Genomic DNA, 9,327 nt, shown 5'->3' with positions numbered 1-9,327 from the left:
CAGCGGCCCAGCACGCCACCCCCGTCGACTCGACGTACAACCCCCGCGAGGCGAGATCGAGCTGGGCGTGCCGGATCTGATCCTCCGTCACCGTGTGGAACGCGCCCCCCGATTCCCGTACGGCCCGAAGGATCTGGCGGGCCCGCGGCGGTCTCGGAATGGCGATGCCCTCGGCGAACGTGGGAGCCATGGGTGTCACGCCGACCAGATCGTCCGCCCCGGCCCGCCACGCCTCCGCGAGCGGCGCCACCGCGGCGGCCTGGACGGCGTGCAGCGCGGGCCGCCGGTCGATGAGCCCCGCCGTGTGCAGCTCGGCTACGGCGAGCGCGGCACCCAGCAGGAGGGTGCCGTTGCCGACGGGCACCACCAGGACGTCGGGCAGCCGGCCGCCCAGGTCCTCCCACAGCTCGTGGACGTAGGTCTTCGTGCCGTGCAGGAAGTACGGGTTGTGGACGTGGCTGGCGTAGAAGACCCCGTCCTCGTCGGCCGCGGCCCGCGCCGCGACCGCGGTCGCCTCGCGGTCGCCCGCGACCACCTCGAGCCGGGCGCCGTGCGCGGCGATCTGCTCCAGCTTCTTGGCCGACGTCCCCTCGGGGACGTAGACGGTGCAGGCCAGCCGGGCGCGGGCGCAGTACGCCGCGATCGCGGTGCCCGCGTTGCCGCTGCTGTCGGCGATGACCCGGTCGGGCCGCAGCCGGGCGGCCAGCGCGGCGAGCAGCACGGCGCCGCGGTCCTTGAACGACAGCGTCGGCATGAGGAAGTCCAGCTTCGCCGAGACGGTGCCGGTCAGCGGGACGACCGGGGTGCGGCCCTCCCCGAGGGTGCACTCGGGCACGGGCAGCGGCAGGCACTCCGCGTACCGCCAGAGCGAACCGACCCTGCCGGAGAGTGACTTGAGCGGTGCCGGAGTGGGGGAGTGATCGAGGTCGAGTGGACCCCGGCAGGCCGGGCAGCACCAGGCGAGGGAGCCGCCGGGGACGCGGGTGCCGTCGCGCGGACAGTAGCTGTCGGGGAGGGCGCTCATGAGGAGAGCGTAGGCACCCGCGTGAACCAAACGTACGGACGATCCGTGTGTCGATGTGTGAATCACGCACTACCTGGAGAAAGTCGCTGCGTAAAGCCCTGAGCGCTCCCAAGTCATCACTTCGAGTGATTCCTTGGCCTTTGCTTGCACGCTCCAACCCACGGTTGCCAGGCTGTTGCTGTCTGTCAATCTGATGGGGATGTGAGGGGAACAACCAGTGACATTCGGTGAGCAGCCGGCGTACCTGCGCGTCGCGGGTGATCTCCGCAAGAAGATCGTCAATGGCTCGCTGCCGCCGCACACCCGTCTCCCCTCACAGGCCAGGATCCGCGAGGAGTACGGGGTTTCGGACACGGTCGCCCTGGAGGCCCGCAAGGTCCTGATGGCGGAGGGGCTCGTCGAGGGCCGGTCCGGCTCGGGGACCTATGTGCGCGAGCGACCCGTGCCGCGCCGCGTGGCCCGCTCCGGATACCGGTCGGGCGTGGGGTCCACCCCGTTCCGTCAGGAGCAGGCGGACCCGGCGGCGCGGGGCACCTGGGAGTCGCGCAGCGAGCAGGCCGAGGCGGACGGCGGCATCGCGGAGCGGCTCGCGATCCGCGCGGGCGACCGCGTGATGCGCACCAAGTACGTGTACCGGGACGCGGGCGAGGCGATGATGCTGGCCACGTCGTGGGAGCCGCTGGCCGTCACGGGCCGCACCCCGGTGATGCTCCCCGAGGAGGGTCCGCTCGGCGGCTGCGGCGTCGTCGAGCGCATGGCGGCCATCGACGTGATCGTGGACAACGTGACGGAGGAAGTGGCCGCCCGCCCCGGCCTCGCCGAGGAGCTGAGCGCGCTCGGCGGCGTGCCCGGCCATGTCGTCCTCGTCATCCACCGCACCTTCTTCGCCTCCGGCCGACCGGTGGAGACGGCGGACGTCGTGGTGCCCGCGGACCGGTACCGCATCGCATACCACCTGCCGGTGAAGTGACCGATACGCGGACACCCGGTCCGTGGCGCGTGATCCGGAGTTAACCGGGCCCCAACTCCCTTAACAGCCAGGCAATCCCGCGCTGCGACAACTTGTCATGCACGGCTCCTACCTTCCCTCTGCGTACCGGTCGTACCGGTATACCGCTGACTGATGGACGAACGGGAAGCCGACGATGACCGAGACCGCTCTGCCCACCGCCGATCCTGCCGTGCCCCCGCCACCCGGCGGGGGCACGCCGAAGCGCAGCTACGCCAAGCTCGCGGCGGACGAGTCCCGCGAGGACTTCTCGCTGCGCTACGCCCCGCACTCCTACCGCCGCTGGTCGCCGACGATGGTCGCGTCCACGGCGCTCGGCGGCATCGCCTACCTCGCGGACTTCGCCATCGGCGCGTCCATCGTCTTCACCTACGGGTTCACCAGCGGTCTCGCCTCGATCCTGTGCGCGGCGACGATCATCTTCCTGACCGGCATCCCCATCGCCCGGGCCTGCGCAAAGTACGGCCTCGACATGGACCTCATCACGCGAGGCGCCGGCTTCGGCTACTTCGGCTCGACCCTCACGTCGCTCATCTACGCCTCGTTCACCTTCATCTTCTTCGCGCTCGAAGGCTCGATCATGGCGCAGGCGATGCACGAGGTGGCCGGACTGCCGCTGCCCGTCGGGTACTTGCTGACCACGCTCATCGTCATCCCCATCGTCTTCCGGGGCATGGGGGCGCTCGCCAAGGTGCAGGCCTGGACGCAGCCGGTCTGGCTGATCGGTCTCGTGCTGCCCTTCGTGATCCTGGCGTTCCACTCGCCGGGCTCGTTCGGCGACTTCACCCGCTTCGGCGGCACCGAGGGCGCGGGCAGCGGCTTCTCCTGGCTCGGCTTCGGTCTCGGCACCGGCGTCGCGCTCTCCCTCATCGCGCAGATCGGCGAGCAGGCGGACTACCTCCGCTTCATGCCGGCGAAGACGGAGCAGAACAGGAAGCGATGGAATCTGGCCGTTCTCGCGGCCGGGCCCGGCTGGGTGGTCATCGGCGCCGCGAAGCAGCTCGGCGGCGCGCTCCTCGCCTTCGTGGCGCTCGAAGCCGTCGGCAAGACCCACGCCCTGGAGCCCATCGCCCCGCAGGTCGAGGCGCTCAAGCCGTGGCTCGGCTCGGTGGCGCTGCCCGCCGCCGCGCTCTTCGTCGTCGTGTCGCAGATCAAGATCAACGTCACGAACGCCTACAGCGGCTCGCTGAGCTGGTCGAACTTCTTCTCCCGCGTGACCCACAAGCACCCGGGCCGGGTCTGGTACATCTTCCTCAACCTCGCCATCGCGCTGACGCTGATGGAGATGAACATGTTCGCCGCGCTGAACAAGCTGCTCGGCTTCTACTCGAACGTGGGCATCGCCTGGATCGCGGCGGTCGCCGCCGACCTGGTCATCAACAAGCGGGTGGGCTGGAGCCCCAAGTACATCGAGTTCAAGCGGGCGTACCTGTACGCGGTGAACCCGGCCGGCTTCGGTTCGATGGTGATCGCGTCGACCGTCTCGATCCTCGCCTTCTTCGGGCTCTTCGGTGAGTACGCGGAGGCCTTCTCCACCTTCATCGCCGCCGGACTCGCACTGGTCCTGTGCCCGCTCATCGCCTGGGCCACGAAGGGCAAGTACTACCTGGCCAGGCGGAATCCGGTGAACGGCCCGGACGTCGACGTCGAGGACATCACCGCGACTCACACGTGCAGCGTCTGCGAGACGGCGTACGAACTCCCCGACATCGCCGACTGCCCCGTCCAGTCCGGGCCGATCTGCTCGCTGTGCTGTTCCCTCGACGCGGAGTGCGGTGACGCCTGCACGAAGCGGCCGACGGGCGAGCCGGTCCTGATGCCGCTGCCGACGGTACGGGTGAGCTGAACCGGTACCGCTGGTGGACAGGGGGCGCATCTATGCAGATGCGCCCCCTCTGCGCGTCCCGGAGCGGAGCCGCCGATGGCTTGTTGCGTACCTCTTTGTGCCATTCCGTATCCGCTGCGTAAAGGTCAGGCGTAGGCTCGGGCATATGCGGATTGCGGTTTCCTCAGGATCAGGGGGCGGGGCGCGATGCGAGTCGGAGCCGGGGCGACAAGGGAGGGGAGGGGCGCGATGACTGACAGCACGACCACGCTTCCGTGGCTTGTCATCCGTGAGGACGACAACGGCAACCGCTATCGCGTCGGCCGCTACGCGACGAAGGCGGAGGCCCAGCGCATCGCCGACAGCCTCGACGACCGGGGCCACAAGCAGCTCTACTGGGTGGAGCGGCTCGCGCAGGGGCAGGTTCCCGGGCAGAACGGCACCGTGCGCTGACGGAGTCGTGGCCCCCGGGTCGTACGCTCCGGCACATGACAGAACCGATCGAACCGGTCGTGGTGGTCGCCGCCGCGCTGTACGACACCGACGGCAGGCTGCTCGCCGCGCGACGGAGTGCGCCCCCCGAACTCGCAGGCCGCTGGGAGCTGCCCGGCGGCAAGGTCGAGCCGGGCGAGGCCCCCGAGGACGCGCTCGTCCGCGAGCTGCGCGAGGAGCTCGGCATCACGGCGGCCCCGGTGGCGCGCGTACCGGGAGAGTGGCCGCTGAAGCCGGGTTATGTCCTGCGCGTATGGCGCTGTGACCTGCGCGCCGGCACACCGCGCCCGCTCCAGGACCACGACGAGCTGCGCTGGCTGACCCCGGCCGAGACCTGGTCGGTGGACTGGCTCGACCAGGACGTTCCCGCGGTGAAGGAGACCCTGGCGGACTGACCGCGCGCGCCCGTCCCTACGCCGTCCGTGCCACCGCACCCCCAGGAACACGCTGAACGCGATAGCTCACCACCGCGTCCGGGTATATCCCGATTAACCCTCTGAAACCGGACAGGAACCGGCCAGGAGATTCGGGCAGAGCGATGCACGGGCCAGGGAAGTGATCGGCGTGCTCCACACCGAAGGCGACTACGCCGAGTGGGCCTTCCCTGCCGACCCGACGGCCGTCCGCAAGGCCCGCGCCGCGGTCCGCGCCCAGCTCGTCACCTGGGGTCTCGACGAGCTCGGCGACGTGACGGCGCTGCTGGTCAGCGAGCTGGTCACCAACTCCCTGCGCTACGCGTCCGGTCCCATCGGCGTCCGGCTCGTCCGCCCCGACGGCAGCCGGGACGTGCTCCTCGTGGAGGTCTCCGACCCCCTCCCGGACCCGCCCTGCGCCCGCGCGGCGGCCCCCGACGACGAGGGCGGCCGCGGACTGCAGCTCGTGGCCGGTGCCTCACGGCGCTGGGGCACGAAACCGGGGAGCACGGGAGAGGGCGGGAAAACCGTGTGGTTCGAGCTGGCCCTACCGGGTTAGGAGAACCCTGCGGGTCCGGTGAGGCGTGCCGGGCCGGGTGCGCAGGAGCGGGTCGGGAGACCCGCGAACGGTCCGGAGACGAAGGAGCGAAGACGCAGGTGCAGGACACCGGGTGTGGGCGCACCCGCACCTTGGGTACGGAAACAGTCGGTCCCGGCGGGCCAAAAAGGGTCGGGAGCGTGGTGTGATCGTGAACACCGTGTTGCGCGGCTCCGTAGTGCTGGATACTGCGGGCAGCCGCCCCGGTGACCGGTGCCGGACGCGGTGAGCTGGAGGGGACGGTTCGCGTGAGCGAGATACCAGCGAAGGCCAAGGTGTCCGAGGGCCCCTCGGGCGCGGCGGCGGCGCGGGGTGCGGGCCAGGCGCCGCAAGGCGGTAACGGGCCGGACGGCGAGGCCGGCAGGCAGCCGGAGCAGACGGACATCTGGCAGTCGAGCCCGCCCGGTTCGATCTACGACTACATCAAGGTCGCCTCCTTCTCCCTCGGGTCCGACGGTCTGATCGACCAGTGGAGCAGGCGGGCCGCACAGCTCTTCGGCGTCTCGTCCGAGGACGCGGTGGGCAAGGACCCCATCGAGGCGTTCGTCCCGGCCGACCTGCGGGAGCGCGGCCACCGCAAGATGACGGAGATCCTGGACGGCCGCGAGTGGACGGGCGCCGTCCCGTTCCGTACGCCGGCCGACGAGGACGGCGGCGAGCCGCAGACCGGCGTCGCCGAGGTCTACGTCATGCCGACGACCACCGAGTCCGGCGAGCGCGCCGCGGTCTGCATCGTCGTCGACGTGCGGACCCTGCGCAGCATCGAGACCGACCTCGCTGCCTCTCAGGCAATTTTCGGCCAATCTCCCTTCGGCTTCCTGCTGTTCGACACCGATCTCAAGGTCCGGCGGACCAACCGCACGTTCACCTCGGTGTTCGGCGGCCAGGCCGACGACCACCGCGGCCACACCGTCCACGACTACCTGCCGCGCCACGAGGCGGACCGGGTGCAGGGCGCGCTGCGCCGGGTCCTGGAGACCGGCGACGCCGTCACCGACATGCAGCTCGTCGGGCCCGCGCCCGACTCGGCCGAGCGCCGCCACTGGTCCATCAACCTCTACCGCGTGCACAGCGGTTCGGGCCGTCCGATCGGCATCGCCGGGCTCGCCACGGACGTGACACGCCGGCACGCCGCCGCCCGTGAGGCCGCGCACGCCCGCCGCAACCTCGCGCTCCTGAACGAGGCGGGGGCCCGGATCGGCAACTCCCTCGACCTGGAGACGACCGCCCGCGAACTCCTCGACGTCGTCGTCCCTGGCTTCTGCGACCTGGCCTCCGTCGACCTGTACCAGGGCCTGCTCGCCGGTGACGAGACCGCGCTGTTCAGCCACAGCCTCGCCGACGGCAGCGCCGAGCTGCGCCGCGTCGCCGCCGCCAGCGCCGTGGCCGACATCCCTTTCCTGGACCTGGGCAGCGAGGCCCCGGTGACCATGGGCGCGGTGCACCGCTTCCCGTTCAACTCGCCCTGTGCGGACGCCCTGCGCACCGCCAGGCCCCAGCTGCTCCCCGCCGAACCGGGCGGCCTGGTGCAGTCCACGCTCGCCGTGCCGATGGTCGCGCACGACACGGTCGTCGGCCTCGTGCAGTTCTCCCGCACCAAGGGCAGCGAGCCGTTCAACGACCGCGACCGGTCCCTCGCGGTGGAGCTGGCCGCGCGCGCCGCGGTCTGCATCGACAACGCCCGGCTGTACCGCCGCGAGCACGAGCGCGCCCTGATACTGCAGCGGTCCCTGCTGCCGCCCGACGACCCCGAGGCGTCCGGCCTCGACATCGCCTGCCGCTACCTGCCGGGCAACGCGGCGACGGAGGTCGGCGGCGACTGGTTCGACGTCATCGAACTGCCCGGCCACCGCACCGCGCTGGTCGTCGGCGACGTGATGGGCCGCGGGCTGCGCGCCGCCGTCGCCATGGGGGAACTCCGCACGGCCGTACGCACGTTGGCGCTGCTCGACCTCGAACCGGCCGAAGTGCTCAGCGCGCTGGACGAGATCGCGCGCGGCCTCGGCGCCCCCGGCGGCGTGCAGCAGGCCACCCGCACCGCCCGCACCGCGAACTCCATCGGCGGCGAGGACCTCTCCGAGGTCTACCTCGCCACCTGCGTCTACGCGGTCTACGACGCCGTCACCCGGCGCTGCACGTTCGCCAACGCGGGCCACCTGCCGCCCGTCCTCGTCGAACCCGGCGAGGGCGCGCTCCTGCTCGACGTACCGCCCGGGATGCCGCTCGGCGTCGGGGGCGAGCCGTTCGAGGAGGTCGAGGTCGAACTGGCGGAGGGCTCGCTGCTCGCCCTCTACACGGACGGTCTCGTCGAGTCCCGCGACCATCCGCTGGACGAGGGGCTCTCGGCGTTCCGCAACGCGCTGGACGACCCGTCGCCGGCCCTTGAGGACGTCTGCGACCACGTCCTCAACACGCTCGACACACACCACGGCGAGGACGACATCGCCCTGCTGATGGCCCGCGTCCAGGGGCTGCCGAGCGAGAACGTCGGCGACTGGACGCTGCCGCGCGAGCCGAAGTCCGTGGGCCGCGCCCGCGAGTACGCGCGGGCGCAGCTGCTCAGCTGGGACCTCGAACCCCTCGTCGACACCACGGAGTTGCTCGTCAGCGAGCTGGTCACGAACGCGCTGCGCTACGGCGAGGGCGACATCCGGCTGCGCCTCCTGCTCGACCGCACGCTGGTGTGCGAGGTCTGGGACGCGGGGCTCGTGCAGCCGCGCAGGCGCCGCGCCCGGGACACCGACGAGGGCGGGCGCGGCCTCCAGCTCGTCGGACTGCTCAGCGCCGCCTGGGGCTCGCGCAGGACGCCGCGCGGCAAGACCGTCTGGTTCGAACTCCCGCTGCCGAACGGTGATTCGGGGCTCGCGGACCCGACGGAGGCGCTGCTCAGCCTGTTCTGACGGATCCCTTGCCCGCGGCCCTTTCGAGTGGTGCCGGGCGTGCCGGGCGGGGCCGGCCGGTGGTGATCGGAGAGCATCGCCCGCATGGACATCGGCCCTTGGGACTTCGCCCTCTCGCCCTGGATGCCGGCGCGGATCCAGTGCCCCCGGCTGTGGGGCAGGGCGTCCTGCTGCTCGCCGGCTGCCTGGCGGTCCAGGCGGTCGCCACCGTCGTCGGGTACGGGCGGTGGCTGCCGCTCGCGGGGCTGGTGCTGCTGCTCGCCGGTTCGGCCTCATGACCGCGGCGGAGCGCCCGCCCAGAACGTGACGGGCGCGTCCGTCACCGCTTGAGCGCGGCGAGCCGCGCCTCGATCTCCGCCGCGTCGCCGAGCGAGTCCAGCTGCTCGAACTGCGCGTCCAGCGACGACGCGGCCAGCTCCTGCTTGCCGAGCGCCTTCGCCTCCTCGCGCCGCACCTTCTCCTCGAAGCGGTTCAGATCGCTCGTCGGGTCGAGGACGTCGATGTTCCTGGCCGCATCCAGCATCTGGTTCTGCGCCTGCGCCGTCTTGGCGCGGGCCACCAACTGGTCTCGCTTCGACCGGAGTTCGGTCAGTTTCACCTTCATCTGGTCGAGCCCGGCCTTCAGCTTGTCGACGACCTCGGTCTGCGCGGCGATCGTCGGCTCCGCCTCCCTGGCCTCCTTCTCGGCCTGCAGCTGCCGCCCCAGGGCGACCTTCGCCAGGTTGTCGAACTTGTCGGCCTCCGCCGCGTTCCCGCCGGTGCGCAGTTCGTCCGCCTTCTTGCTGGCGGCCAGCGCCTTCCCGCCCCACTCGGCGGCCGCGTCCACGTCCTCCTTGTGGTCCTGCTCCATCATCCGCAGATTGCCGATGGTGGTGGCCACCGCCTCCTCGGCCTCCCCGATGTTGTTCGTGTAGTCGCGGATCAGCTGGTCGAGCATCTTCTGCGGGTCCTCCGCGCTGTCGAGCAGCGCGTTGATGTTCGCCTTCGCCAGCTGGGTGACACGGCCGAGAATGGTCTGCTTCGTCATGGTCAGGTCCTTCGGTGCGTAAGTCCGGTCGGGGTCGGG

General features: G+C 71.2%; 9 protein-coding genes. 7 read left to right on the top strand and 2 right to left on the bottom strand.

The features are described 5' to 3' along the window. On the bottom strand, positions 1-1,024 hold a 1,024-nt coding region (locus tag M4J07_RS44440; protein WP_255982407.1), incomplete at its 3' end, for a pyridoxal-phosphate dependent enzyme. A 217-nt stretch (positions 1,025-1,241) separates the two neighbouring features. On the opposite strand from M4J07_RS44440, the gene M4J07_RS44435 reads away from it, so the two are divergent. From M4J07_RS44435 to M4J07_RS44405, 7 genes are all read left to right on the top strand, one after another. Beyond that, positions 1,242-1,994 carry a GntR family transcriptional regulator gene (locus tag M4J07_RS44435; protein WP_255982405.1) on the top strand — a complete coding sequence of 251 codons (753 nt, stop codon included), beginning with the start codon at positions 1,242-1,244 and terminating at the stop codon, positions 1,992-1,994. 175 nt (positions 1,995-2,169) lie between these two features. Further along, on the top strand, positions 2,170-3,879 hold the full coding sequence (locus tag M4J07_RS44430) for a purine-cytosine permease family protein (RefSeq protein WP_255982403.1): 1,710 nt from the start codon (positions 2,170-2,172) through the stop codon (positions 3,877-3,879). 228 nt (positions 3,880-4,107) lie between these two features. Continuing rightward, positions 4,108-4,311, top strand: a complete 204-nt coding sequence (locus M4J07_RS44425; protein WP_255982401.1) for an SPOR domain-containing protein — start codon at positions 4,108-4,110, stop codon at positions 4,309-4,311. A gap of 35 nt (positions 4,312-4,346) precedes the next feature. Continuing rightward, on the top strand, positions 4,347-4,745 hold the full coding sequence (locus M4J07_RS44420) for a (deoxy)nucleoside triphosphate pyrophosphohydrolase (RefSeq protein WP_255982399.1): 399 nt from the start codon (positions 4,347-4,349) through the stop codon (positions 4,743-4,745). Positions 4,746-4,905: 160 nt separating this feature from the next. Continuing rightward, positions 4,906-5,322: an ATP-binding protein gene (locus M4J07_RS44415; RefSeq protein ID WP_255982397.1), complete on the top strand. Its 417-nt coding sequence runs from the start codon at positions 4,906-4,908 to the stop codon at positions 5,320-5,322. A 287-nt stretch (positions 5,323-5,609) separates the two neighbouring features. Further along, complete coding sequence (locus M4J07_RS44410; protein ID WP_255982395.1) at positions 5,610-8,261, top strand: SpoIIE family protein phosphatase; 2,652 nt, start codon at positions 5,610-5,612, stop codon at positions 8,259-8,261. 98 nt (positions 8,262-8,359) lie between these two features. Further along, positions 8,360-8,539 (top strand): hypothetical protein, encoded by a 180-nt coding sequence (locus M4J07_RS44405; protein WP_255982393.1) that lies wholly within the window; start codon positions 8,360-8,362, stop codon positions 8,537-8,539. A gap of 41 nt (positions 8,540-8,580) precedes the next feature. On the opposite strand, the gene M4J07_RS44400 is transcribed toward M4J07_RS44405, so the two are convergent. Next, on the bottom strand, positions 8,581-9,288 hold the full coding sequence (locus M4J07_RS44400) for a PspA/IM30 family protein (RefSeq protein WP_255982409.1): 708 nt from the start codon (positions 9,286-9,288) through the stop codon (positions 8,581-8,583). Positions 9,289-9,327: the final 39 nt, after the last annotated feature.

Origin of the sequence: Streptomyces longispororuber (assembly GCF_024448165.1) — a bacterium.
GTDB lineage: Bacteria > Actinomycetota > Actinomycetes > Streptomycetales > Streptomycetaceae > Streptomyces > Streptomyces longispororuber_A.
This window is presented reverse-complemented; position numbering and strand designations above follow the sequence as displayed.